The following is a 26,138-nucleotide window of genomic DNA, read 5'->3' as shown; positions in this document are numbered from 1 at the left end:
GTCGAGCCTACGAGTGCCGCGAGTGCCGGGCAATCCGTCAGTGCGCGGCCTCGTCCCAGTTCGCGCCGCGACCGATCTGCACGTCCAGCGGGACGGAGAGGTCTGCGGCATCCCCCATCCTGCCGCGGACGATGCTCTCCGCGGCATCCCACTCCCCCGGCGCCACCTCGACCACCAGTTCGTCGTGGATCTGCAGCAGGATGCGGGAGGCCAGCCCCTGCGTGCGCAGCTCACCGTGGATGCGGAACAGCGCGATCTTCATGATGTCGGCGGCGTTGCCCTGGATCGGGGCGTTCAGCGCGGCGCGCTCGGCGTTCTCGCGCAGCACCCGGTTGGGGCTGGTGAGATCCGGGAACGGACGCCGGCGCCCGAAGATCGTGGCGGTATACCCGTCCACGCGCGCCTTCTCGACCGAGGCGCGCAGGTAGTCCCTCACCGCGCCGAAGCGGGCGAAGTACTCGGTCATCAGCTGCTTCGCCTCGGACTGCTCGATGCGCAGCTGCTTGGACAGACCGAACGCGCTGAGCCCGTAGACCAGGCCGTACGACATCGCCTTGACCTTCGTGCGCATCGCCGGGGTGACGTCTGCCGGCTCGACGCCGAACACCCGGGCACCGACGAAGCGGTGCAGGTCCTCGCCCGAGCGGAAGGCCTCGATCAGCCCCGGGTCCTCGGACAGGTGCGCCATGATCCGCATCTCGATCTGCGAGTAGTCCGCGGTCAGCAGCGTCTCGTAGTCGGCACCGACCTCGAACGCGGCGCGGATGCGCCGGCTCTCCTCGGTGCGCACCGGGATGTTCTGCAGGTTCGGGTCGGTGCTCGAGAGCCGTCCGGTCTGGCTGCCCGTCTGCAGGTAGGTGGTGTGCACGCGGCCGTCCGCGGCGATCGCCACATCCAGCGACTCGATGATCTGGCGGAGCTTGGTCGCCTCGCGGTGCTGCAGCAGCAGGTCCAGGAACGGGTGCGGACTCGATTCCTGCAGCGCCGCCAGGGCCCCGGCATCCGTCGAGTAGCCCGTCTTCGTCTTGCGCGTCTTCGGCAGCCCGAGTTCCTCGAACAGGACCTCCTGCAGCTGCTTGGGCGAGCCGAGGTTGACCTCGCGCCCGATCGCGGCGAAGGCGTCCTGGGCGATGCCGTCTGCCCGGATCGCGAGCTCGCCGGAGAATCCGCTGAGCTTCTCGTGCGAGACCGCCACTCCCGCCAGCTCCATGTCGGCCAAGGCGATCAGGGTGGGCAGCTCGATGTCGCCGAGCACGGCGGCGACCTCGTCCGGCAGCTGTGCGCGCTGCGCCTCGGCGACGCGCACCGCGTACCAGCTGAACTGGCCCGGCGTCGCACCCTCGGTCTCGGGAACGAGCTGCGTGGGGTCGGCCTCGGGCATCTTCTCGTCGAGGTAGCGCTCCACCAGGTTGCCGAGCGACTTGTCCGGGAAGCTCGGCCGCGCCAGCCACCCGGCGATCAGGACGTCGTAGCCGATTCCCGCGACCGTCATCCCCGCCCGGCGCAGCGCCTTCAGCTGCGGCTTGGCGTCGGCGAAGACCTTCGCGGCATCCGAGGCGAGCCACTCCCCGATCGCCGCGCCGACCTCGGGCGACCAGGTGGCCTCGGCTTGCGGCATCCGCGGTCGCGAACCCGACCCGATGCGGCAGCCCGCCCTCGATCGTGACGGTCACCCCGACCTCGCCGGCCGCGCCGCTCAGCCACGAGGCGAGTTCGTCGGCCGACAGCTGGGCGGCGGTCGGAGCGGTCGCGGCGGGTGCGGCATCCTCGGCGGCCTCGACGGTGCCGGTGGCCTCGAACACCCGCGGCAGCAGCGTGCGGAATTCCAGGCGGGAGAAGATGTCGCGGACGGCCTGCGCATCGATCGGCTTGCGCTCGAGATCGGCCGGCCCGAGCGGCAGCGCGACGTCCTGCAGAAGCCGGTTCAGCGTGCGGTTGCGTCGCACGTCCTCGATGTGCTCGCGCAGGTTGCCGCCCACCACGCCCTTGATCTGGTCGGCGTTGTCGAGGATGCCCTCCAGCGAGCCGAACTGGTTCAGCCACTTGACCGCGGTCTTCTCCCCACCTTGGGCACCCCGGGCAGGTTGTCGCTGGTCTCGCCGACCAGCGCGGCGATGTCGGGGTACTGCGCGGGCTCCACGCCGTACCGCTCCCGCACCGCGGCCGGGTCGTAGCGCTTCAGCTGCGACACGCCCTGCACGCTCGGATACAGGAGCGTCACCCGATCGGTGACCAATTGGATGCTGTCGCGGTCGCCGGAGCACACCAGGACGTCGAAGCCGGACTCGACGCCCTGCCGGGCGAGGGTGGCGAGGATGTCGTCGGCCTCGATGTCCTCTTGGGACAGCACCGGGATGCTCATGGCCGCCAGGCACTCCTGCAGCAGCGGGATCTGCCCGCGGAATTCGGCGGGGCTCTCCGAGCGATTCGCCTTGTACTCCGGGTATTCGCGGGTGCGGAACGACACCCGCGAGGTGTCGAACGCCACTGCCATGTGCGTCGGGTTCTCGGCCTTGATCAGGTTCACCAGCATGGACAGGAACCCGTAGATGCCGTTGGTGTGCTGCCCGTCCTTGGTGGAGAAGTTCTCCACCGGGAGCGCATAGAAAGCCCGGTAGGCCAGCGAGTGGCCGTCGACGACCAGGAGGGTAGGCTTTTCGGTGTCCGTCACCCTGTCAGCCTATCCAGCGGCGCGGACACCACGTCGCGGAAGGAGCCCCATGCCCGCCGACTCGTCCACCGCCGCACACGCCCTGGCCTGGGATGCGCGACCTGCCGATCCGCTGGAGTGGGCGCGGCTGCGCGGCAACGGCGCGCTCGCCGACAAGATGGGCTTCACCTGGATCGAGTTCACAGACGAACGGTGCGTCGCCTCGATGCCGGTGGCGGGCAACACGCAGCCCGTGGGACTGTTCCACGGGGGCGCATACGTGGTGCTGGCGGAGTCGCTCGGGTCGATGCATGCGAACTGGCATGCCGGGCCGGGACGGCTGGCCGTCGGCGTGGACGTGAACGCCACGCACACCCGTTCGGCGACCTCGGGTCTGGTCACCGGCGTCTGCACGCCCGTGCACCTGGGGCGCAAGCCTCACCGTCCACGAGATCGTGGTCAGCGACGATCAGGGACGACGCTGCTCGACCGTGCGCATCACGAACCACATCAAGGACGCCCCGCGGGGCTGAGGCATCCGCCTCTCCGGCTCGGTCGTCGACGCGAGCCGGCCGCGCTCAGGCCTTCTTGGGGCGAGCTGCTCGATGATCGCCTTCGCGACATCCTGCATGGTGAGGCGCCGATCCATCGACGCCTTCTGGATCCAGCGGAACGCCTCGGGCTCGGTCAGGCCCATCTTCTCGTTCAGCAGGCCCTTCGCGCGGTCGACGAGCTTGCGTGTCTCGAACCGCTCGACCATGTCGGCGACCTCGGCTTCGAGCGTGATGATCTGCTCATGCCGCGCCAGCGCGATCTCGATCGCAGGCAGCAGGTCGTTCGGGGTGAACGGCTTGACGACGTAGGCCAGTGCGCCGGCCTCGCTGGCGCGCTCGACGAGCTCCTTCTGGCTGAACGCGGTCAGCAGCACCACCGGGGCGATGTTGTCCTTGCTGAGCTTCTCGGCCGCGGAGATGCCATCCAGCTGGGGCATCTTCACGTCCATGATCACGAGGTCCGGACGCAGTTCGGTCGCCAGCTGGACGGCGGTCTCACCGTCGCCGGCCTCGCCGACCACGTCGAAGCCGTTGTCGCGCAGGATCTCGACGATGTCCAGCCGGATCAGCGATTCGTCCTCGGCGACCACGACCCGACGGGGTGCGGATGCGGATGTCGACCCGGGGTTCTGTTCCTGCTCAGTCACCCTAAGATCCTACGGTATCGTCAGTGTTCGGCGTGCGAGCCGCACATCCACGTGCGCCGGTGTGGCGGAATGGCAGACGCGACCGACTCAAAATCGGTTGCCCGCAAGGGCGTGTGGGTTCGAGTCCCACCACCGGCACCAGATTTCTTCTCCCGAGTCGGCGGACGTGGCGCGAAGCGTCCACCGGGCTCACTGGGTCTCCCCACTGCTTCCCTCGAGCCTCGCGAGCGCGCCGCGGGCGGTTTCGAGCGCGCGACTCGCCTTCTCGGCTGCCAGCTCCGCCGCGGCATGCTGCTCGTCGGCATCCACGACATCCTCCCGTGCGCTCTGCAGGCGGGCCTGCACGTCCACGAGGTCTGCCTTCAGCTTCCTCTCCCGCTCGCCGAGCTGTTCGCGGCGTCGTGTCGCCGTGCTGAGCTCGCGCTCGGCCTTGTCGAGCTCGCGCTGTGCTCGGATGACATGCTGCTCCGCGTCGTGCACGGCACGTTCCGCTGCCCGACGCTCGCGTCGCGCCTTCACCTCGTCGACAGGTGGTGGAGCTGTGGCTGGCGAGGGCGCGCCCAGTCCGCCGCCCACGGCGTCTTCGATGTCTGCAGGGCCATCGGCGGACGGCTCGAGCTCACGGATCAATCGCCCGGAGGCGACGGCGATCGCGGCCTCGGCGTTGAAGAACGCGGCGGCGATCGTCTGCTGCACCGCCTCGATCGTGGATGCGGTGACACGTTCGCCGCGTGCGGTCGCCAGCTGGGCCGCTTCCTGAGCGAGCCGCGCAGTGAGGGCACGACGCTGGCGACCGAGCGTCGCCAGAGCGGGCGCGTCCAGCTCTGCCTGCGCCTCCCGAAGCTCGTCCGCAAGCCGCAGCGCCTGGCCGAGTTCGTCGCGGCGTTCGCGGGCGAACACGTTCACCACCCATGCGGCGACCGACGGCTTCCGCAGCGCACGGATCTGCTCCCCGACATCCCGCTCCCCCGCCTGCTTCGCGCGCGCGTTCCGCTGCGCGACGAAGGCGTCGAGCGGCCCTGCGTACAGCTCGGCCGCGACCTCCTCCAGTGACGACTCAGACATCCGAACCGCCCATCGCGACGCATCCATGCATGCGTCGGAGCCTACGCCGGACGCCCGGGTGACCCGGAAAGCTGAGCGTTTGCTGAAGACTCGGTGGTTGTCCCCAAAAGGGGGACAACGACCCGCTATGGTGAGTCCTGTTCGAACGCTCTGGGGGCGGGAGGACGATGGCATCCGAGACCGGTCCGGCTTCTGGGGAGCGAGACCGGGGATGTCCATCAGTCGGACCCTTGTCATGGAGTGGGTGCCGCGAGCAGAGGCCCGGAAAGCAACGGCTCGCGACACCCACCGGGTAGAACCACGCAGCACGGCACGTCTGGGGAACGGCGCAACCCGAGCTGGGGACTCGGTGTGCTGCGGGTGTCGACCTCTACAAGAGTACCCGTTCAGCGCCGCTTCCGGGACGGATGAGGGACGTCTCACCTCGGCATCGGCCGACGATCAGCGGCGTGCTCGCGGTTCGGCGCGCCGCACCCGGACGAGCCGGGCGTTCACCGCGACCAGCACGGCATAGGCGACGACCACCACCAGCAGCGTGACCAGCACGGGGACGGCGGTCCAGAAGCTGCCGACGGCGACCATCACCCAGGGCAGGACCATGCCCAGCGGCGCCCAGGGCGCGACATCCCGCCACGGCGCACCGTAGCGGAGGGACTCCGCGGCGCTGGCCAGCGCCAGCAGACTGACACCCGCCGCGAGACAGATCACCGCACCGAGCGGGAGGACTGCGGCGCTGTCCGCGATCGCGGTGCCGATTCCGGCAGAGAGCATCACGAGCCCCGCGATCAGCAGGAACGGCAGGTACATCACCGCATCCCGCAGCCGGCCGATCCGCCCCTGCTGCGCCAGCCGGTGCAGGCCGCGCTCGACGGACTCGGGGACGTGCGCGAAGAATGTCCAGGCCAGCACGACGGTGGCCGCGAATCCCAGCCCAGCGGCCACGAGCGGGCGCGGTGCCCAGTGCGCGCCGAGCGTGACGATCACCGACAGCAGCACCTCGCCGAACGCGATCACCACGACGAGGGTCACCCGCTCGATGATGTGGTCCAGGTCGAGCTGGTCCACCATCGTTCCACCCCGGGCGCCGATGCGCGCCAGCAGGGCGATCTCCACCGCGATCGCCAGCAGCCACAGCCCGGTGCGCACCGGGGCCGGAAGCGGGATCGATGCGAGCCAGATCGCCGCCGGCAGCGCGCAGTAGACCACCGGCCGCCACCACGGCACCCGCACTTTGCGCCGCCCGAGCAGCCAGGGCACCATCCACACCAGGCGGATGGCCGCATTGCCGATCGCGAACCCCGCCGCACGGGCGCCGAACGCGTCCGGGGCGGCCGCCGCCATCAGCCCGACGGCCGCCATCGCGAGGCCCACGCAGACCCAGATCAGCGGCGTGACCCGCGCGCCGAAGAGGTTCATCGTGAGACTGGCATTGATCCACGCCCACCAGACCGCGGCCAGCAGCGCGGCCGCCGCGGCGAACTGCGCCGGACCGGGTGCGCCGTGCAGCCCGCGGGCGATCTGGCCGACGGCCGTCACCAGGACCAGGTCGAACAGCAGCTCGACCCAGTGCACGCGCCTGCCCACGGCCGCCGGCGTGCTCATCCGGCATCTTCCACGCCGGCGCCCGTGGGACTACTTCTCGTCGCGGTAGATCGGTGCGGCGCCGTCGCGGGCGTCGCCGACCTTGTGGATGCGGATGTCGTTGGTCGAGCCGATGATCCCGGAGGGGATCCGGAGATCACCACGACCTTGTCGCCGACCTCGGCCAGGTTCCTGCCGAGCAGGTAGTCATCGACCTGGATGAACATCCGGTCGGTGTGCGGCACGTGCTCCACGAGCGTCGAGTGGATGCCCCAGGTCAGCGCCATCCGACGGCGGATGGCCGGGTCGGGTGTGAAGGCGATCATCGGCATCTTCGGGCGCAGCCGCGACATGCGCCGCGCCGTGTCGCCGGACTCGGTGAAGATGCACACGTACTTCGCGTCGATGAACTCGGCGACCTCGAGGGCGGCGGCGGTGATCGCCCCACCCTGGGTGCGCGGCTTCGTGCCGAGCGGCAGGATGCGCTCCAGGCCGTGCTCCTCGGTCGATTCGATGATCCGGGCCATCGTCTGCACGACGACGACGGGGTACTCTCCCACGCTCGTCTCACCGGAGAGCATCACCGCGTCGGCGCCGTCGAGCACGGCGTTGGCGACGTCGCTGGTCTCGGCGCGGGTCGGCACCGGGTTGCTGATCATCGTCTCGAGCATCTGGGTGGCCACGATCACGGGCTTGGCCATCCGCCGGCACAGCTCGACCGCGCGCTTCTGCACGATCGGCACGGCCTCCAGCGGCAAGCTCGACGCCGAGGTCGCCGCGGGCGACCATGATGCCGTCGAAGGCGTCGATGATGGCCTCGAGATGGTCCACCGCCTGCGGCTTCTCGATCTTCGCGATGACGGGGACCCGCCGGCCCTCCTCCGCCATGATCTCGTGCACGCGGGTGACGTCGGCGGCATCCCGCACGAACGACAGTGCGATGATGTCGGCTCCAGTGCGCAAGCCCCAGCGCAGATCCGCCTCATCCTTCTCGCTCAGCGCCGGCACGTTCACGGCGACACCGGGCAGATTGATGCCCTTGTTGTTCGAGACCGGCCCGCCCACGATGACGCGCGTGGTCACGACCGGTCCGTCCACGGACTCGACCTGCACCCGGACCTTGCCGTCGTCGATGAGCAGGAAGTCGCCGGGCTTGGCGTCCTCGGGCAGCCCTTGAAGGTCGTCGAGACGATGTCCTTCGTCCCCACGATGTCTTCGGTCGTGATCTTGAAGACATCGCCTTCGGCCAGGTCGTGCGGACCGTCGGCGAATCGGCCGAGCCGGATCTTCGGGCCCTGCAGGTCGACCAGCGCGGCGACGGCGCGCTTCGCGTCCTCGGCGGCCTTGCGCACATTGGCGAAATTGTTCTCGTGCACGGAGTAGTCGCCGTGGCTGAGGTTGAAGCGGGCCACATCCACACCGGCGTCGATGATCGCGCGGACCATCTCATACGACGACGTGGCGGGGCCGAGGGTAGCGACGATCTTCGCGCGTCTCATACCGGGTTGTACTCCGCGTTTCGTTTTGTTGGGCTTGGGTTTTGTTAAGGGGTTTGGCAAAGAATGGCGCCGCCTGCCAGCCTACGCGGGGCGCACACCGATTGCGACTTCGTCGGGCCCGATGGGAACGGGCAGCGCGGACTCGCCGGCCAGGTAGCGATCGACCTCCGCGGCGGCGGCTCGCCCTTCGGCGATCGCCCACACGATCAGGGACTGCCCGCGACCGGCGTCGCCGGCCACGAACACGCCCTCCTGCGCCGTCTGGTAGTCCTGGGCACGGTCCAGGGCGCCTCGTCCGGTCAGCGGCAGCTCGAGCTCTTCGGCGGCACCGGGCTCGGGGCCGGTGAAGCCCATCGAGATGAGGACGAGGTCGGCGGGAATCTCCCGCTCCGTGCCCGCGCGCGGGACGCGCGAGCCGTCGACGTATTCGGTCTCGGCCACGCGCAGGGCGCGCACCGCACCCGACTCGTCGGTGAGGAACTCGACGGTCGAGGCGAGATAGGCGCGCTCGCCGCCCTCCTCGTGGGAGGACTGCACCTCGAACACCGTCGGGAACATCGGCCAGGGCTGATGCTCGGGCCGGTCGGAGGAGGGCTGCCGTCCGATGGCGAGGTTGGTCACCGACCGCGCCCCCTGGCGGTGGGCGGTGCCGATGCAGTCCGAGCCGGTGTCGCCGCCGCCGATCACGATCACGTGCTTGCCTGCTGCCGTGATCTGGTCGGCGACCTGGTCACCGGCGACCACCCGGTTGGCCTGCACGAGGTAGTCCATCGCGAAGTGGATGCCGTCGGCATCCCGCCCGGGAAGGGGCAGCTCGCGCGGCACGGTCGATCCGGTCGCGATGACGACGGCGTCGTACCGCGCCCGAGCTCGGTCCAGGAGATGTCCCGGCCGATCGCCACGCCCGGACGGAACTTGGTGCCCTCCGCGGTCATCTGCCGCAGGCGGGCATCCAGCACCTCCTTCTCGAGCTTGAAGTCCGGGATGCCGTAGCGCAGCAGTCCGCCAATACGGTCATCCCGCTCGAAGACGGCCACGGTGTGCCCGGCGCGCGTGAGCTGCTGAGCGGCGGCGAGGCCGGCCGGCCCCGATCCGACGACCGCCACGGTCTTGCCGCTGATCCGCCCGGGAAGCTCGGGCTCGATCCAGCCGTTGGCGAACGCCTCGTCGGCGATCGTCTGCTCGATCCGCTTGATCGTGACCGCGGGCTGGTTGATGCCCAGGACGCACGCGCTCTCGCACGGGGCCGGGCAGAGGCGCCCGGTCAGCTCGGGGAAGTTGTTGGTCGCGTGCAAGCCGTTCGCTGGCGGCATGCATCTCGTCCCGGCGGGTCAGGTCGTTCCACTCGGGAATGAGGTTTCCCAGCGGGCAGCCCTGGTGGCAGAACGGGACGCCGCAGTCCATGCAGCGGGTGGCCTGGCGCTGCACCATCGGCAGATCGGTGGGCTGGTAGACCTCCTTCCAGTCCATGATGCGCACCGGCACCGGGCGCCGGGGCGGCAGCTCGCGCTCGGTGATCTTCAGGAATCCCTTCGGGTCAGCCATGGGTCACCTCCAGAATGCGTCCCCAGACGACGTCGCCGTCGGGGTCGAGCCCCTCTTCCATCGCGTCGCGGCGCGTCTGCAGCACCGCGGCGAAGTCGCGCGGCAGCACCTTGACGAACTCGCCGACCACGTCCTCGAAGTCGTCCAGGAACGCGGCGGCGAGGGTCGACCCGGTCTCGGCGCGATGACGTTCGAGCAGATCGCGCAGCATCTCGGCATCCGCCGATCCCAGCTCGGACAGCGAGAGCTCCCCGGTCGCCAGCGCCTCGCGGTTCACATCGTCCGCGCTCAACCGGTGGACGTAGGCGGCGCCGCCGGACATGCCGGCGCCGAGATTGCGCCCGGTCCGGCCCAGGATCACGGCCAGGCCCCCGGTCATGTACTCCAGCGCGTGGTCGCCGACGCCCTCGACGACGGCGGTCGCGCCCGAATTGCGCACCAGGAACCGCTCGCCGACCACGCCCCGCAGGAACATGCTGCCGCTGGTCGCGCCGTAGCCGATCACGTTGCCGGCGATCACGTTCTGCGCGGCGTCGAAGATGGCCGCGCGCGGCGGCCGGACCACGATCTGCCCACCGGACAGGCCCTTGCCCACGTAGTCGTTGGCATCGCCCTCCAGACGCAGGCTGATCCCGGCGGGAAGGAAGGCGCCGAGCGACTGCCCGGCCGAGCCGGTCAGGTCGACCTCGATGGAATCCGTCGGCAGCCCGTTCTCCAGGTGCGCCTTGGTCACCTCGTGCCCGAGCATCGTGCCCACCGCGCGATCGGTGTTGCGGATCGGCCGTGCGATGCGGATGTGACCGCCGTGGGCGATCACGTCGCGTGCCTGCTCGATCAACTGCACGTCGAAGTGGGCGCCGATGTCGTGCTGCTGGTCGCGCAGGTGACGTCGGGGCACGTCGTCGGCGAACGCGGGGCCGTGCAGGATCGGACTGAGGTCCAGCCCCTCGGTCTTGAAGTGGTGCACGGCGTCGTCGACGTCGAGCAGCTCGCTGTGGCCGATCACCTCCTCGATCGACCGGAAGCCCAGCGCCGCCAGGTGCTCGCGCACCTCCTCGGCGATGAACTCCATGAAGTTCACGACGAACTCGGGCTTGCCGCTGAACCGTTCGCGCAGCAGCGGGTTCTGGGTGGCCACGCCGACCGGGCACGTGTCCAGGTGGCAGACGCGCATCATGACGCACCCGGAGACCACCAGCGGGGCCGTGGCGAAGCCGAACTCCTCGGCGCCCAGGAGCGCCGCGATGACGACGTCGCGCCCGGTCTTCAGCTGCCCGTCGGCCTGCACGACGACCCGGTCGCGCATGCCGTTGAGCATGAGCGTCTGCTGCGTCTCGGCCAGGCCCAGTTCCCAGGGCGTGCCGGCGTGCTTGAGGGAGTTCAGCGGGCTCGCGCCGGTGCCGCCGTCGTGACCGGAGACGAGGATGACGTCGGCCAGGGCCTTGGCGGTGCCGGCGGCGACCGCACCGATCCCGGACTGGCTCACGAGCTTGACGTGCACCCGCGCCCGCGGGTTGGCCCGCTTGAGGTCGTAGATGAGCTGCTTGAGGTCCTCGATCGAGTAGATGTCATGGTGCGGCGGCGGCGAGATGAGGCCGACGCCGGCTGTGGCGTGCCGGGTGCGGGCGATCCAGGGGTAGACCTTCGCCGGCGGCAGCTGGCCGCCCTCCCCGGCTTGGCCCCCTGGGCGAGCTTGATCTGGATGTCGTCGGCCTGCGTCAGATACAGGCTGGTCACGCCGAACCGCCCGGAGGCGACCTGCTTGATGGCGCTGCGCCGCCGAGGATCCAGCAGCCGGTCGACATCCTCGCCGCCCTCGCCCGTGTTCGACTTGCCGCCGATCGAGTTCATCGCGATGGCGAGGGTCTCGTGCGCCTCGCGCGAGATCGAGCCGTAGCTCATCGCGCCGGTCGAGAAGCGCGTGACGATGGACGAGACCGGCTCGACCTCTTCCAGCGACACCGGCGGGCGCTGCCCGCGCGCAGCCGGAACATCCCCGCAGCGTCTTCAGCTCGTGCGCCTGATCGTCCACCAGGCGGGTGTACTCGCGGAAGATGTCGTAGCGGCGGGTGCGAGTGGAGTGCTGCAGGCGGAACACGGTGTCGGGGTTGAACAGGTGCGGCGGGCCGTTGCGACGCCACTGGTACTCGCCGCCGGTCCACAGGCGCTCGTGTGCCCGGGCGGCGTCGTCCTCGGGATACGCGTAGTCGTGCCGCACCTGGTTCTCGGCCTCGATGTCCTCCAGCGTGATGCCGCCGATCTTCGACTCGGTGCCGGTGAAGTACCCGTCGATGACCTCGTGGCTGAGCCCGACGGCCTCGAACACCTGTGCGCCGGCATAGGACGAGACCGTGGAGATGCCCATCTTGGACATGATCTTCAGCACGCCCTTGCCCAGCGCGTAGATCACGTTGGCGACGGCCTTCTCGGCCTCGAGTCCCGCGATGGCGCCGGACCGGACGAGGTACTCCACCGTCTCCATGGCCAGGTAGGGGTTCACCGCGGATGCTCCATAGCCGAGCAGCGTGGCCACGTGGTGCACCTCGCGCACGTCGCCCGCCTCTACGACGAGCCCCACCTTCATCCGGTTCTCGTTGCGGATCAGGTGATGGTGGATGGCCGAGACCATCAGCAGCGACGGGATCGGGACGAGGTCCTTGTTCGAGTCGCGGTCCGACAGGATGATGAACTCCGCACCGGCGGCGATGGCGGCATCCACCTCGTCGCACATCTCGGCGAGCCGTCGGCGCATGGTGCCGGGCCCGGCGTCGAAGTGGTACAGCCCGCGGATGGTGACCGCGCGGCGTCCCGGCATGGACCGTTCGATGTTCTGGATCTTGGCCAGCTCGTCGTTGTCGAGCACCGGGAAGTCGATGGTGATCTGCCGGGCGTGGTCCGGCCCCCAGGCCAGCAGGTTCCGCTCCGGTCCGATGCCGGTCTGCAGGCTGGTCACCACGGTCTCTCGGATCGAGTCCAGGGGCGGGTTGGTCACCTGGGCGAACTGCTGGGTGAAGTAGTCGAACAGCAGGCGCGGGCGGTCGCTGAGGACGGCCAGCGGCGTGTCGGTGCCCATGGCGCCGATCGGCTCCGCACCGTGCTGGCCCATCGGGGTGAGAAGGATGCGGACCTCCTCCTCGGTGTACCCGAACGTGCGCTGACGGCGGGTGATCGAGGCGATCGGGTGCACGATGTGCTCGCGCTCGGGCAGCTCGGACAGGGCGAGCTTCTGCCGCAGCCACAGCCCCCACGGGTCGAGCCCCGCCAGCCCGGACTTGATCTCCTCGTCCTCGACGATGCGACCGGCCGCGGTGTCGACCAGGAACATGCGCCCCGGCTCGAGCCGCCCGCGGCGCTGGATGCGCTCGGGCTCGAACTCGAGCACGCCGGTCTCGCTGCCGATCACGACCAGGCCGTCGGTGGTCTGGGTCCACCGGCCGGGCCGCAGTCCGTTCCGGTCGAGTGTGGCGCCCACCAGCGTGCCGTCGGTGAAGATCATCGCGGCGGGGCCGTCCCAGGGCTCCATCTGCAGGTCGTGGTACTCGTAGAACGCGCGCAGGTCCGGCGACAGGTCGGTGCGCCCCTCGTACGCCTCGGGCACCATCATGAGCATGGCGTGCGGCAGGCTCCGGCCGGTGAGCGTCGAGCAGCTCGAGCACCTCGTCGAAGGATGCCGAGTCACTGGCGCCGTCGGTGCAGATCGGCAGCAGCGGGCCGATGTCGCCGAGCAGCTCCGACTCGAGCCTGCGACTGGCGCGCCCGCATCCAGTTGCGGTTGCCGCCGACGGTGTTGATCTCGCCGTTGTGCGCGAGCATCCGCAGCGGCTGGGCGAGCTGCCAGGACGGGAAGGTGTTGGTGGAGTAGCGGGAGTGCACGACGGCCAGCTCGGATGCGAACCGCTCGTCCTGCAGATCCGGGTAGAAGGGCTCGAGCTGCAGGGTGGTGACCATTCCCTTGTAGCCGAGCGTGCGGCAGGACAGGGAGACGAAATACGCGCCCAGCTCATGCTGGGCGCGCTTGCGGACGCGGTACACGCGTCGGTCGAGGTCGAGCCCGGACATCGCCGGTGCACCGCCGATGGCGGGGCGGGACAGGAACAGCTGCTCGAACGCGGGACGGGCGTCCAGCGCCAGCTTGCCCAGGTGCGCGTCGTCGGTGGGCACCGCGCGCCAGCCGAGCACGACGAGGTTCTCGCTGCGCGCGATCTGCTCGATGCCGGCCTTGTGCGCGGCGCGCTCGTCGCGGTCGCGCGGCAGGAAGACCATCCCGGCGGCGTACTCGCCGACGGCCGGCAGGGCGAAGTCGGTCTCGGCGCGAAGGAACGCATCCGGCATCTGGGTGAGGATGCCGGCGCCGTCGCCGGTGCCGGCGTCCGATCCGATGGCGCCGCGGTGCTCGAGGTTGCGCAGCGCCGTCAAGGCGAGCTCGATGATGTCGTGTCCCGGCTCGCCGCGCAGGGTCGCGACCATCGCCAGGCCGCAGGCATCCTTCTCGAATGCCGGGTTGTACATTCCCTGCCGGGGCGGAAGAGCACCCCCTGGGGTGTGCTCGCGTGGGATCGCGGACATACTTGTCGTCCTCACATGAGATCAGGATGGGACGACGTCGGCCCAGAGACAGAGGAGAATTCTGCGCGCAGGACTACTTCACTGCGACTGCGGGGTCGGACGCGGCGTTCGTGGCGCCGGCCGGGGAATCCTCGTCGGCGTCAGGTGCGCTGAGATCGACGAAGTCGAGGGTGTTCCCCGATTGTACAGCCCCCGAGCCCTTCCACTCCCGTCCCGGTCGATACGGCGAAGGCTCGAAGCCCGGATGCCGTCGCGTCTGGACGATCATGATCACCAGACCGACCACGACGCCGACGATCGCCGCCCACACGTTCGTGCGCAGACCGAGGAAGACATCGCTCGGATCGATCCGGATCGACTCCCACACGATCCGACCGGCGCTGTACCAGATCAGGTAGAGGCCGAACAGGCGCCCCCACTGCAGCCGGAACCGCTGACCGGCCCACAGCAGCACGGCCGCACCCAGCAGGTTCCAGATCATCTCGTACAGGAACGTGGGGTGGAACAGCGTGCCCGCCGGCAGACCGGCCGGGAACGCGGGGTTCGTGGCCTCGATCTGCAGGCCCCAGGGCAGGTCGGTGGGCAGCCCGAACAGCTCGTGGTTGAAGTAGTTGCCCAGCCGGCCCATCGCCTGCGCGATGATCAGGCCCGGGGCCAGCGCGTCGGCGAAGGTCCAGAAGCGGATGCCGGTCCACCGGCAGCCGAGGTAGGCCCCGACGGCGCCGCCGATGAGGGCACCGTAGATGGCGATCCCGCCCTCCCAGATGAACAGCGCGCTCCAGGGGTTCTGACCCGGGCCGAAGTAGAACGACCAGTGCGTGAGCACGTGGTAGATGCGCGCGCAGATGATCGCCAGCGGCACGGCCAGCAGCGCGATGTCGATGACGACCCACGGTTCCGCGCCCCGCTTGGTGAGCCGGCGATTCGTCAGCAGCGTGGCCACGATGATGCCCGCGATGATGCACAGCGCGTAGAAGTGGATGCGCAGCGGCCCGACGTCGAAATAGCTGACGGAGGGGCTCGGGATGCTGGCGAACGTCATGGTCTCGAGTCTAAGCGCTCGTCCGTCCGGCCCTGAGCGCGGTGCCGCCGGCCAAGGCGCGCGCGGTGGCCGCGAGGCCGTCCAGGCCGCCGTCGCGCAGCGCACGGACCAGGGCGGTGCCCACGATGGCGCCGTCGGCGTACTCGAGCACGTCCGCGACGTGATCGGCCGTGGAGACGCCGATGCCGACGCAGCAGTGCCCGGCCCCGTGGGCACGCAGGCGCGCCACGAGCGTGCGGGCCGCGGCATCCAATTCCGCTCGCTCCCCCGTGGTGCCCATCGTGGAGACGGTGTAGATGAAGCCGGTGGAGTTGCGCACGATCAGGTCGAGGCGCTCGTCCGTCGAGGTCGGCGCGGCGAGGAAGACCCGGTCCAGTCCGGTGCGCTCGCTGGCCGCGATCCATTCGGCCGCCGCGTCCGGGGTGATGTCGGGCGTGATCAGGCCGGCGCCGCCGGCGGCGGCCAGATCGTCCGCGAACCGGTCGACGCCGTGCTGGAGCACGAGGTTCCAGTAGGTCATGACCAGCACCGGCACGCCGGTCCGCTCGGTGATCTCACGGATGGCCGGGAACAGGTCGCGCACTTTGAACCCGGCCGACAGCGAGGCCTGCGCGGCCTCCTGGATCACGGGCCCGTCCATCACCGGGTCGGAGTACGGCGGGCCGAGCTCGAGGATGTCGGCACCGTTCTCGGCGAGGGTCACCGCCGCCTCGATACTCGTGCGCAGGTCGGGGTAGCCGACCGGCAGGTAGCCGACGAACACGCCGCGTCCGGCCGCCTGGGCGGCGTCGATGGCGGCGGCGACACGCGAGGTCATCCGGCTTGCTCCTTCGTCGTAGAGCTCGAAGTAGCGAGCGGCGGTGTCCATGTCCTTGTCGCCGCGGCCGCTGAGCGAGATCGCCAGCACGGCGTCGGGGCCGAGTTCACGGCCGATCCGGATCGCCCCGGCCAGGGCGTGCGCGGATTCGATGGCGGGGATGATGCCCTCGGTGCGGCTGAGCAGGCGCAGCGCCTGCATGGCCTCGTCGTCGGTGGCGGGGATGTAGCGGGCGCGGCCGATCGAGGCGAGCCAGGCGTGCTCCGGCCCGACCCCGGGGTAGTCCAGGCCGGCCGAGATCGAGTGGGACTCGACGGTCTGTCCGTCCTCGTCCTGCAGCACGTACGTCTTCGCGCCGTGCAGCACCCCCACGCCGCCGCGTTCGATGGATGCCGCATGCCGGTCGGTGTCGACGCCGTCGCCGGCCGCCTCCACGCCGTACAGGGCCACGCCCTCGTCGTCCAGGAACGCGTCGAACATGCCGATCGCGTTCGACCCGCCGCCGACGCACGCCACGACCGCGTCGGGAAGCCGGCCCACCCGCTCCAGCAGCTGCGCGCGGGCCTCTTCGCCGATGATCTTCTGGAAGTCCCGGACCATGGCCGGGAACGGGTGGGGCCCAGCCGCCGTGCCGAAGATGTAGTTGGTGGTCTCGACGCTGGCGACCCAGTCGCGGTAGGCCTCGTTGATCGCGTCTTTCAACGTGCGCGACCCGGTCGTGACCGCGATCACCTCGGCTCCCAGCAGCCGCATCCGGGCGACGTTCAGCGCCTGCCGCTCGGTGTCGACCTCGCCCATGTAGATGGTGCAGTCGAAGCCGAACAGGGCCGCCGCGGTCGCGGTGGCCACGCCGTGCTGGCCGGCACCGGTCTCGGCGATCACCCGCGTCTTGCCGAGCCGCTTGGTCAGCAGCGCCTGGCCGATCACGTTGTTGATCTTGTGCGAGCCCGTGTGGTTGAGGTCCTCGCGCTTGAGGAACACGCGGCCGCCGCCGGCGTGCTCGGCGAAGCGGCCCACCTCGGTCAGCGGGCTGGGCCGGCCCGCGTACGTGGTCAGCAGGCTCGTCCGAGCTCGGCCAGGAACCCAGGATCAGCCATCGCCGCCTCGTACTCGGCGGTGAGCTCGTCGATCGCCGCGATCAGCGACTCCGGCATGTAGCGTCCGCCGAACTCGCCGAAGAACGGTCCGTGCATCTCGCGCAGGCTGCTCATGCCCGCTCCTCTCCGTGCCCCAGGAATGCGCGCAGCGTGGCCACCGGGTCGCCGGTGACCAGCGCCTCGCCGACGAGCACGACGTCGGCCCCGGCGGCGCGGTAGCGCGCGACATCCTCCGGCTGCTGGACCGCCGACTCGGCGATCTTCACGGCGCCGGCGGGCACGCGCTCCACCAGCCGGCCGAACAGGTCGCGATCGAGCTGGAAGGTCGTCAGGTCGCGGGCGTTGATCCCGATCGCCTGCGCGCCGATGTCGGCGGCCCGATCGACCTCGTCCGCCGAGTGCGTCTCGACCAGCGCCGTCATGCCGAGGTCGCCGATCAGCGTGTGCAGGCGCGACAGCCGATCCTGCGCGAGGGCGGCCACGATCAGCAGCACCAGGTCGGCGCCGGCGGCGCGCGCCTCGAGCACCTGGTACTCGGTGGCGATGAAGTCCTTGCGCAGCGACAGGCAGCGACACCGCCGCGCGCACGGCCTCCAGATCGGCCAGGCTGCCCTTGAACCGGCGCTGCTCGGTCAGCACCGAGATCGCGCTGGCCCCGCCCTCCTGGTAGCGGCGGGCCTGCAACGCGGGGTCGGGGATCGCGGCGAGGTCGCCGCGCGAGGGACTGGCCCGCTTGACCTCGGCGATGATCTTCACCCGGTCGGCGGGCGCCAGCGCCGCGCGCGCGTCGACCGCCGGGCGCTGTGCCAGCGCAGCGGCCTCGAGCACCGCCAGCGGGCGCTCCACTTCACGCGAGCGGGCGTCCTGGACCGAGCCGGCCGTCAGGTCGGCGAGCATGCTCAATGCTCTTTGGGGGCGTACTTCGGACCGTTGATGCCGTAGCCCGCCTTGGACACCACCCAGCCGGCGATCAGGCCGATCACCATCAGCACCACAGCGCTCCAGACCAGCCACGGGACGTCCAGGAAGAACGCCGTCGTGCCGATGGCGGCCCCCACCAGCATGATGATCACGGCGGTCCAGGCGGCCGGCGAGTGTCCGTGGCCGGGGTCGGCGATGGGGTTGCTCATGGGGCTCCTTCGTGTGCAGATGCGGCTGCCCGCATCCTCGGGCAAGTCTAGCGGGGGTCCGCGCCGCCGGTGGGATCCTCGCCCCGGGACAGCTCGTCCCAGGAGTCCACCGCGTCCAGCGGTCCGGCGTCATGCGCCTTTGCGGCATCGGTGCGGTATTTTCGGCCCGAGACCGGCCAGCGACGCGCGGTGACCAGGACGAAGACGCCGGCGACGGCCAGCAGGATCCAGACGACCAGCGTGATCGCCGGCCAGGGGCTGGCGGTGATCGAGGCGACCAGCGCCGAGACCGGCTGCTCGCCGGTGATGCCGGTGGCGTCGGTGACGGTGCGCGCCACGGCCGAGACGGGGTGGGTGAAGACCACCTGGGCCGCCAGCCAGCCCTGTGCGACGGCGATCACCGCCGCCAGCGCGCCGAAGATGTACCGCAGGACGACGCCGGCGATCGACAGCGCGATGCCCAGGGCCAGCACGGCCAGGCTCAGCGGGGCCAGGACCGGGACCGCGGCCGCGCCCGAGACGGTCAGGTCGGCGGCCGCCCCGCCGGACAGCGCCACGGTCAGCCACGTCTGCGTGGATGAGATCACACCGAGGGCACCGCACAGGACGATGACGACGACGACGAGCAGGCGCGCTCTCGCGGTCACGGGCGTCCGCCGATCACGGGATCCAGGTCGTCGGCGTCGAAGCATGTGCGGTCGCCGGTGTGGCAGGCGGCGCCGATCTGCTGCACCGAGATCAGCACGGCGTCGCCGTCGCAGTCCAGGCGCGCACCGCGCACCAGCTGGATGTGCCCGGACGTGTCGCCCTTGCGCCAGTACTCCTGGCGCGAGCGCGACCAGAACGTGACGCGCCCCTCGGTCAGCGTGCGCCGCAGCGCCTCGGCATCCATCCAGCCCAGCATGAGGACCTCGCCGCTGTCCCACTGCTGGATGATGGCGGCCACCAGTCCCTGCTCGGTGAACCGCACGCGGGCGATGCGGTCCTCGACGGTCTCGGTCATCTCGACTCCTCACGTCCGGCGGCGCGCACCGGGATGTCGTCCGCGGCCAGAGCGGTCTTCACATCGTCGACGGTCAGCTGCCCGGAATGGAACACGGATGCCGCCAGCACGGCGTCGGCGCCCGCGTGCACGGCGGGGGCGAAGTGCTCGACGGCGCCGGCACCGCCCGAGGCGATCACCGGCACGGACGAGACCTCGCGCATCAGCGCGATCAGCTCGAGGTCGAACCCGGTCTTGGTGCCGTCCGCGTCGATCGAGTTGACCAGCAGCTCGCCGGCGCCCCGCTCGATCGCCTCACCCGCCCACCGGAGTGCGTCGAGGGATGTCTCGACCCGGCCGCCGTGGGTGGTGACCGCGAAGCCGGATTCGACGGCACCCGATCGCTTGACGTCCAGCGAGAGCACGAGGACCTGCGCCCCGAACCGGTCCGCGATCTCGTCGATCAGGGCGGGCCGCGCGATCGCGGCGGAGTTCACCCCGGTCTTGTCGGCGCCCACGCCCAGCAGCCGGGCGACATCCTCGGCCGAGCGCACTCCCCGCCCACGGTGAGCGGGATGAACACCTCTTCGGCGGTGCGCCGCACCACGTCGTAGGTGGTGGCGCGCTCGTCGACCGTCGCCGTCACGTCCAGGAACGTCAGCTCGTCCGCGCCCTGGTCGAAATACAGGCGCGCCAGTTCGACCGGGTCGCCCATGTCGCGCAGGTTCTGGAAGTTGACGCCCTTCACGACGCGGCCGGCCGCGACATCCAGGCACGGGATCACCCGGCAGGCCAGGCCCATCACAGCCTCGCTGCGTGGATGGCGGTGACCAGGATCGCCCGGGCGCCCAGTGCGTACAGCGCATCCATGACCTGGTTGACACCCTTGCGCGGGCTCATCACCCGCACGGCGACCCACTCGGGGTCGCGCAGCGGCGAGATGGTGGGCGATTCGATGCCCGGGGCCACGGCGACGGCCTGGTCGACGAGGGCCGCGGGCAGGTCGTAGTCGATGAGCACGTAGCGGCGGGCCACCATGACGCCGCGCAAGCCGGCGCAGCGTGTCGGTGCCGTCCGCGTCGCGCGGACCGGCGATGAGCACCGCCTCGGACTGCAGCATGACCGGGCCGAACACCTCCAGGCCCGCCTGGCGCAGCGTCGTCCCGGTGGAGACCACGTCGGCCACGGCATCCGCGACGCCCAGCTCGACCGCGGACTCGACGGCGCCGTCCAGCGGCACCAGATCGACGGCCACCCCCTGCTCGTCGAGGTACGCGTCGACCAGGCCGGGGTAGGCGGTGGCCACCCGCACGCCGTCCAGGTCGGCGACCGACCGGAAGCGCCCGGGAGGGCCGGCGAAGCGGAACGTCGAGTCGCCGAATCCGAGAGCCTCGATCTCGCGCGCCCGGGCCCGGGCGTCCAGCAGCAGGTCACGGCCGGTCAGCCCGACGTCCAGCGCACCGGAGCCCACGTAGGTGGCGATGTCACGGGGACGCAGGTAGAAGAATTCGACCCCGTTCTCGGGGTCGATGACGTGCAGATCCTTGGGGTCGCGTCGGCCGGTGTAGCCGGCCTCGGCGAGCATCTCGGCGGCCGTCTCGGCCAGCGAGCCCTTGTTGGGCACGGCGATTCGCAGCATGGGGAGTCCTTCTGGGCGGGTTCGGGCGGTGGCGGACATCACAGATGTCGGTACACGTCCGCAAGCGTGAGCCCCTTGGCGATCATCATCACCTGCAGGTGATAGAGCAGCTGCGAGATCTCCTCGGCCGCGGCATCCGTCGACTCGTACTCGGCCGCCATCCACACCTCGGCGGCCTCTTCGACCACCTTCTTGCCGATCGCGTGGATGCCGGCATCCAACTCGGCGACGGTGCCGGAGCCGGCGGGTCGGTCAGTCGCCTTCGCGGAGAGCTCCGCGAACAGGGAGTCGAACGTCTTCACCATGCCAGGGTACCGAACCCGGGCCCTCCCCCAGGCCGCGTGACGGGGCGCCGGTCTTCAGTGGCGGTGCCCGGCGGCGGTGCGCCGCAGGGCGGCTATGGCCTGTTCCGGGTCGTCCGCGCCGAACACCGCGGAACCGGCCACGAACGTGTCGGCGCCCGCCTCGGCCGCCTGGGCGATGGTGGATGCCGAGATCCCGCCGTCGACCTGCAGCCACACCGACGAGTCGCGGCGGCGGGCCTCGTCGGCCAGCCGGCGCAGCTTGGGCATCGTCTCGGGCATGAACGACTGGCCGCCGAACCCGGGCTCGACGGTCATCACCAGGATCTGGTCGACATCGTCGAGGATGTCGAACAGCGACTCGACCGGGGTCATCGGCTTGACCGCCAGGCCGGCGCGGGCCCCGATCGCCCGCAGCCGCCGAGCGAGGGCGACGGGCTCGTTCGCCGCCTCGAGGTGGAAAGTGACCGACGCCGCGCCCAGCTCGGCGTACGCGGGCGCCCAGCGGTCCGGGTCGTCGATCATCAGGTGCACGTCCAGCGGGACGGGGCTGGTGTCCTGGATGCGCTGGACCATCTGCGGGCCGAACGTCAGATTCGGCACGAAGTGGTTGTCCATCACGTCCACGTGCACGAAGTCGGCTCCGGCGATGCGGGCGAGGTCTGCCTGCATGTTCACGAAGTCGGCGGCCAGGATGCTGGGGTTGATGCGCGGCTGGTGGGGCACCCTCCCATTATGCTCAGCCCCGCCGCAGCAGGCTGATGAACATCGCGTCGGTGCCGTGTCGGTGCGGCCACAGCTGCGCGCGGCCGGAGCCGTCGGCGGGGGCGGCCAGGTCGATCGGCCCGCGCGCCACGGAACGGACGGCCTCACGGGCATCCAGCTCCTCGAACGTCCCGTCGTGGACGCGGCGGACCTCGGCGAGCACCCCGGTGGTCTCGGCGAGGTGCGGCGAGCACGTGACGTAGGCGAGCACTCCCCGGGCGCAAGCGCGCCGAGCGCGGCCGAGACCAGCTCGATCTGCAGCGCGGTCAGCGCGGGCAGGTCGGCCGGCGACTTGCGCCAGCGCGCCTCGGGTCGCCGGCGCAGCGCTCCCAGCCCGGTGCACGGCGCGTCGACCAGGATGCGGTCGTACGCGCCGGGGGCGGATGCTGCGCGGGTGCGCCCGTCCTCCTCCGAGACCGGGACCTCGCCCGGCACCCCGGCCAGCGCCCGGCGGACGAGGCCGGCACGCGCCGGGACCAGCTCGTTCGCCTCGAGCCGCGCGCCGTGCGCGACCGCTTCGGCGGCGAGGATGGCGGTCTTGCCGCCCGGGCCGGCGCACAGATCGAGCCAGCGCTCACCGTCCTGCACCGGCTGGGCGCGCGTCAGCGCGAGGGCGGCCAGCTGCGATCCCTCGTCCTGGACGCGCAGCACCCCTCCGGACGTGCGGACGAGCGGCTCGGGGTCGCCCGAGCCGGGGACGAAGCCGAACGGCGAGGAGGGCGTGCGCGCGAGCCCGGCCGGGATCTCGGCCAGTCCGGGCAGCGCCACCATCGTGACCCGCGGCGCCAGGTTGTCGGCATCCAGCAGCGCGTCCAGCTCGTCCGCGCGCCCCTCTGCGGCCAGCGCGCGCCGCATCGCCCGGATCACCCACACCGGGTGGGCGGTGCGCAGCGAGAGCCGCTCGTCGTCGGATCGGGCATCCTGTTCGATCCGGGCCAGCCACTCGCCGGGCGTGTCCCGCGAGATCCGCCGCAGCACGGCGTTCGCGAACCCGGCGACGGATCGTCCTCCGCTGGAGCGCACCTGCTGCACGGACTCGTTCACCGCGGCGTGCGAGGCGATCCGGGTCGACATCAGCTGGTGCACGCCGAGGCGCAAGCGCGTCCTGCACGGCCGGGTCGATCTCGCTGACGGGGCGATCGGATGCCGCGGCGATCACGGCGTCGTAGGTGCCCTGTCGGCGCAGCGTCCCGTAGGCCAGCTCGGTCGCGAGGGCCGCGTCCGCCGTGCTCAGCCCCGCGCGGACGATGAGGCGGGCGACAGCAGGTTGGCGTACGCGTCGTCGGCGTGCACGGCCCGCAGCACCTCGTACGCGACGCTCCGGGCGGTCGCGGCGGTCACGAGCCGGCCACCGGCTCGTCGGCCCGCAGTCCGCGCCACCAGTCGGCCGCGCCCATCGCGCCCCGGCCCGCCGGCTGGACCCGCTCGACGAGCACCGGCTCGGAGCCGGTGCCGATGAGGATGTCACGGCCCTCCTGGGCGATCCTCCCCGGGGGCAGGTGCACGTCCCGGTCGGCGGGACGCAGCGCGAGGATCTTCAGCCGGGCGCCGTCGACGGTGGTGAACGCGCCGGGCTCGGGCGTGGTCCCCTGCCAGCGCGCCAGCACGCCCTCGGCCGGTTCGTCCCAGCGCAGGCGCGCGTCCTCCAGCACGAGCTTGGGCGCCAGGGTGACCTCGCCGGTCTGCGGATGCGCCTGCGCGGTGTTGTCGGCCACGGCATCCACCGTCTCGGCGAGCAGATACGAGCCGCGGTGCGCCAGCGCGTCCAGGACGTCGGCGGCCGTAGCCGCCGGCGGGATGTCGTAGTCCAGTCGGCCGAGCACGTCGCCGGCGTCGAGCTCGGGCACGAGCCGGAACACCGCCGCGCCCGTCGTCGGGTCTCCGGCGATCAGCGCGTGCCTGCACAGGGGCGGCGCCCCGCCAGCGCGGAAGCAGCGAGAAGTGCAGATTGAGCCATCCGTGCGCCGGCGCCGACAGCAGCGGCTCGCGCACCAGGCCGCCGTAGGCGACGATCACACCGAGCTCCGGCGCCAGTGCCTGCAGCCGGGCGGTGGCCTCCGCATCCAGGCGGGAGACCTTGACCACCGGCAGTCCCAGCTCCTCGGCCGCAGCCGCCACCGGCGACGGCACGAGCGTCCGTGTGCGGCCCTGCGGGGCATCCGGACGGGTGACCACCGCCACGATCTCGTGCGCGGACTCGGCGAGTCGTCGCAGCGACGGAACGGCGGCTTCGGGGGTGCCGGCGAAGACGAGGCGCATCGGTCTCCTCTCGGATTCACAGCTCGGGATCGAGCACATCCAGGCGCACTTTGAGTGTATTGCGCGGCCCGGGCGGTGTGCCCTTCTTCCGGCGCCGGCTTGCGCAGGGACGCCGTGACCACGGCGCCGCGCAGCGCATGGGCGACCGCGCGGCCCTGGGCGTAGCCGAAGCGCAGCAGCGCCCGGCGGGTCTGTGCGCCCTCCACGACGACCGGCCCGAGGACGGCATCCGCCGCCAGCTCCGGGACCGCCGCCCGCACGGCCGCCAGCGCCGCGTCGAGCTCGAACGCCGTGCCCTCCAGCGTCGCGACGCGGACCGTCGGGGGCATCAGCAGCGGCGCCCGCTCGGCCAGCTCGGCCCGCGCATAGGCGGGCTGGGTCCAGGTCGCGAGGGCCCGCGCGAGCGGCCCGGCCACCCCGACCAGGTGCACGGGGGCGCCGGGAGCGGCGAGGGCGGCCGCGTTCGACCACCAGCGCAGGCAGGACTCGCCGATCCGCAGATCGTCTGTCTGCAGCATCCGGTCCCCGTCCAGCAGGAGGACCGCCCGATAGCCGCCCGCGGCGATCGGCTCGGCACCGCGGGTGGCGATCACCAGCGCGGGGCGGCCGTCGACGGCGGTGACCGGGTGATCGCCGTCGGCGAGGATGACCCGGGTCCCGGGGAAGGCCCGGCCCAGCTCGTCGGCGGTGCGCTCGGTGCCCGAGGATGCCATCCGCACGGCGGATCCGCCGCACGATGCGCAGGTCCAGCCGGTGGCCGAGCGCCCGCACCAGGTGCAGTCCGGGACGGCCCCGTGACGGCGTGCGTGCAGCGGTCCGCCGCAGTGCCGGCATCGCGCCGAGTGCCGGCATGCGGCGCACACGAGCGACGGCGCGTACCCGGGGCGCGCGACCTGCACCAGCACCGGTCCGGCCGTCAGCGCCTCGCGTGCGGCGGCGAACGCCGCCGACGGCACGCGCGCGCCCCGCGATTCGCCCTCGCGGGTCGCCGACAGCACGACCTTCGGCGACGCCCGGCGCGCCGCGGGGACCTCGTGCACCCATCCCGCCTCGACCAGTCGCTGGACATCGGTCGTGCGGGTGTGTCCGGCGAACAGGAGCGCACACGGCTCGAGCTCCTGCCGCACCAGTGCCGCGTCGCGTGCGTGCACGCCCGGGCTCAGCGGCTCGGCCAGCAGCGGATCGCCGTCGTCCCACAGGGCGATCAGCCCGAGCGCGTGGACGGGTGCGTAGACGGCCGACCTGCTGCCGACGACGATGCAGGGGACCTCGGCGAGGATGCGCAGGTACCCGGCGTACCGCTCCGGCCCGGAGCGGCGGGCGTCGGCGCGGACCACGGCTCCTGCCGGAGCCAGCGCCGCCAATGCCGCCAGCAGCTGCTCCTGGTCGCGGTGGTCGGGGGCCACCAGGACCGTGCTGCGCCCGTCGGCCAGTGCGACGGCCGCGGCGGCGGCCAGCAGCAGCGCCCACGCGCCGACATCCGCCCCCGCCGGTGTGCGCACGATGCGCGGCGGCGCGTCCAGCGCGACCCTGCCGCGTTCGTCGAGCCGCGCGCCCAGCCCGGGGAACTCGCCGAGGAGCGTCCGCGCGCGCGTCAGCGCGTCGGCGGCGACCTCGGGGACGCTCGGGGCGGGAGCGGCCAGCCAGGTCTTCTCGGCGCGCACCATGCGCTTGGGGATCGCCAGGCGGAGGATGTCGACGGCACCGCCGGCGGCGCGGTCGGCGACCCGGCGGGCCAGGGTGTAGAGCCGCGCGGGCAGGACCGCGACCGAGGAGAGGACCGAGTCCAGCTCGGACAGCGGGCGGTCGACCGGATCTGCTTCGCCCCGCTCGACGACGTAGGCCTCGACGAGCCGCCCGGCCCCGCGCAGCGGGACGCGGACGCGCGCCCCGACGACGGCATCCGCGATCAGCTCGTCGGGGATCGCATAGTCCAGCAGCCGGTCCAGCTCGGCAGCGGCGAGTCCACGAGCACCCGGGCGACGTGGCGCGCGGGCA

The 26,138-nt window shown here is 71.4% G+C and carries 11 protein-coding genes, 1 tRNA gene and 14 pseudogenes; 2 read left to right on the top strand and 24 right to left on the bottom strand.

The features are described 5' to 3' along the window. Positions 1 to 37: 37 nt before the first annotated feature. Positions 38 to 2,671 (bottom strand): annotated as a pseudogene (gene polA, locus L2X98_RS00530) (DNA polymerase I). A gap of 49 nt (positions 2,672 to 2,720) precedes the next feature. Here polA and L2X98_RS00525 point away from each other — a divergent pair. Then, positions 2,721 to 3,183 (top strand): annotated as a pseudogene (locus L2X98_RS00525) (hotdog fold thioesterase). 50 nt (positions 3,184 to 3,233) lie between these two features. On the opposite strand, the pseudogene L2X98_RS00520 reads toward L2X98_RS00525, so the two are convergent. Beyond that, positions 3,234 to 3,851, bottom strand: a pseudogene (locus L2X98_RS00520) (ANTAR domain-containing response regulator); the annotation flags it as partial. A 55-nt stretch (positions 3,852 to 3,906) separates the two neighbouring features. Between L2X98_RS00520 and L2X98_RS00515 the strand changes: the two are divergent. Further along, positions 3,907 to 3,992, top strand: a tRNA-Leu gene (locus L2X98_RS00515). Between the two features lie 48 nt (positions 3,993 to 4,040). Here L2X98_RS00515 and L2X98_RS00510 read toward each other — a convergent pair. From L2X98_RS00510 to L2X98_RS22590, 22 genes and pseudogenes are all read right to left on the bottom strand, one after another. Further along, positions 4,041 to 4,916, bottom strand: coding sequence for a transposase (locus L2X98_RS00510; RefSeq protein ID WP_259612007.1), 876 nt, complete (start codon positions 4,914 to 4,916; stop codon positions 4,041 to 4,043). Positions 4,917 to 5,357: 441 nt separating this feature from the next. Then, positions 5,358 to 6,518 (bottom strand): low temperature requirement protein A, encoded by a 1,161-nt coding sequence (locus L2X98_RS00505; RefSeq protein ID WP_259612006.1) that lies wholly within the window; start codon positions 6,516 to 6,518, stop codon positions 5,358 to 5,360. Further along, positions 6,515 to 7,198 carry a pyruvate kinase gene (locus L2X98_RS00500; RefSeq protein ID WP_259612005.1) on the bottom strand — a complete coding sequence of 228 codons (684 nt, stop codon included), beginning with the start codon at positions 7,196 to 7,198 and terminating at the stop codon, positions 6,515 to 6,517. The genes L2X98_RS00505 and L2X98_RS00500 overlap by 4 nt, the downstream gene beginning before the upstream one ends. 118 nt (positions 7,199 to 7,316) lie before the next feature. Further along, positions 7,317 to 7,942: pseudogene (locus L2X98_RS00495) on the bottom strand (pyruvate kinase); the annotation flags it as partial. A 135-nt stretch (positions 7,943 to 8,077) separates the two neighbouring features. Beyond that, positions 8,078 to 9,541, bottom strand: a pseudogene (locus tag L2X98_RS00490) (glutamate synthase subunit beta). Further along, a pseudogene (locus tag L2X98_RS19570) lies at positions 9,534 to 11,503 on the bottom strand (glutamate synthase-related protein). Before L2X98_RS19570 ends, L2X98_RS00490 begins: the two co-directional pseudogenes overlap by 8 nt. Positions 11,504 to 11,903: 400 nt before the next feature. Next, a pseudogene (locus L2X98_RS19565) lies at positions 11,904 to 13,142 on the bottom strand (glutamate synthase central domain-containing protein); the annotation flags it as partial. Between the two features lie 74 nt (positions 13,143 to 13,216). After that, the gene (locus L2X98_RS19560; RefSeq protein WP_354002858.1) at positions 13,217 to 14,107 is read right to left on the bottom strand and encodes a hypothetical protein; all 891 of its coding nucleotides are present in this window, start codon (positions 14,105 to 14,107) and stop codon (positions 13,217 to 13,219) included. Positions 14,108 to 14,180: 73 nt separating this feature from the next. Next, complete coding sequence (lgt, locus tag L2X98_RS00480; protein ID WP_259612004.1) at positions 14,181 to 15,149, bottom strand: prolipoprotein diacylglyceryl transferase; 969 nt, start codon at positions 15,147 to 15,149, stop codon at positions 14,181 to 14,183. Positions 15,150 to 15,159: 10 nt separating this feature from the next. Next, positions 15,160 to 15,912 (bottom strand): tryptophan synthase subunit alpha, encoded by a 753-nt coding sequence (trpA, locus tag L2X98_RS00475; RefSeq protein WP_435526291.1) that lies wholly within the window; start codon positions 15,910 to 15,912, stop codon positions 15,160 to 15,162. A gap of 6 nt (positions 15,913 to 15,918) precedes the next feature. Next, positions 15,919 to 17,177: pseudogene (gene trpB, locus L2X98_RS00470) on the bottom strand (tryptophan synthase subunit beta); the annotation flags it as partial. Continuing rightward, positions 17,174 to 17,960: pseudogene (gene trpC / locus L2X98_RS00465) on the bottom strand (indole-3-glycerol phosphate synthase TrpC). The pseudogenes trpC and trpB, both read right to left, overlap by 4 nt. 2 nt (positions 17,961 to 17,962) lie before the next feature. Then, complete coding sequence (locus L2X98_RS00460; RefSeq protein ID WP_259612003.1) at positions 17,963 to 18,193, bottom strand: DUF6704 family protein; 231 nt, start codon at positions 18,191 to 18,193, stop codon at positions 17,963 to 17,965. A gap of 47 nt (positions 18,194 to 18,240) precedes the next feature. Next, the gene (locus L2X98_RS00455) at positions 18,241 to 18,840 is read right to left on the bottom strand and encodes a Trp biosynthesis-associated membrane protein (protein WP_259612002.1); all 600 of its coding nucleotides are present in this window, start codon (positions 18,838 to 18,840) and stop codon (positions 18,241 to 18,243) included. Next, complete coding sequence (gene hisI, locus L2X98_RS00450) at positions 18,837 to 19,196, bottom strand: phosphoribosyl-AMP cyclohydrolase (RefSeq protein WP_259612001.1); 360 nt, start codon at positions 19,194 to 19,196, stop codon at positions 18,837 to 18,839. Before hisI ends, L2X98_RS00455 begins: the two co-directional genes overlap by 4 nt. After that, positions 19,193 to 19,977: pseudogene (gene hisF, locus L2X98_RS00445) on the bottom strand (imidazole glycerol phosphate synthase subunit HisF). Before hisF ends, hisI begins: the two are co-directional and overlap by 4 nt. Next, positions 19,977 to 20,814, bottom strand: a pseudogene (gene hisG / locus L2X98_RS00440) (ATP phosphoribosyltransferase). The pseudogenes hisF and hisG overlap by 1 nt, the downstream one beginning before the upstream one ends. Positions 20,815 to 20,852: 38 nt before the next feature. After that, positions 20,853 to 21,116, bottom strand: coding sequence for a phosphoribosyl-ATP diphosphatase (locus L2X98_RS00435; protein ID WP_259613397.1), 264 nt, complete (start codon positions 21,114 to 21,116; stop codon positions 20,853 to 20,855). 57 nt (positions 21,117 to 21,173) lie between these two features. After that, the gene (gene rpe, locus L2X98_RS00430; protein WP_259612000.1) at positions 21,174 to 21,842 is read right to left on the bottom strand and encodes a ribulose-phosphate 3-epimerase; all 669 of its coding nucleotides are present in this window, start codon (positions 21,840 to 21,842) and stop codon (positions 21,174 to 21,176) included. A 13-nt stretch (positions 21,843 to 21,855) separates the two neighbouring features. Further along, a pseudogene (locus L2X98_RS00425) lies at positions 21,856 to 23,261 on the bottom strand (RsmB/NOP family class I SAM-dependent RNA methyltransferase). Continuing rightward, positions 23,219 to 24,140 (bottom strand): annotated as a pseudogene (fmt, locus tag L2X98_RS00420) (methionyl-tRNA formyltransferase). Before fmt ends, L2X98_RS00425 begins: the two co-directional pseudogenes overlap by 43 nt. Positions 24,141 to 24,298: 158 nt before the next feature. Further along, positions 24,299 to 26,050, bottom strand: a pseudogene (locus tag L2X98_RS22590) (primosomal protein N' family DNA-binding protein); the annotation flags it as partial. Positions 26,051 to 26,138: the final 88 nt, after the last annotated feature.

Origin of the sequence: Microbacterium elymi, from assembly GCF_021582895.2 — a bacterium.
GTDB classification, from domain to species: Bacteria; Actinomycetota; Actinomycetes; order Actinomycetales; family Microbacteriaceae; genus Microbacterium; species Microbacterium humicola.
The sequence above is the reverse complement of the archived record's forward strand: the minus strand, read 5'-3'. Positions and strand labels throughout refer to the sequence as shown.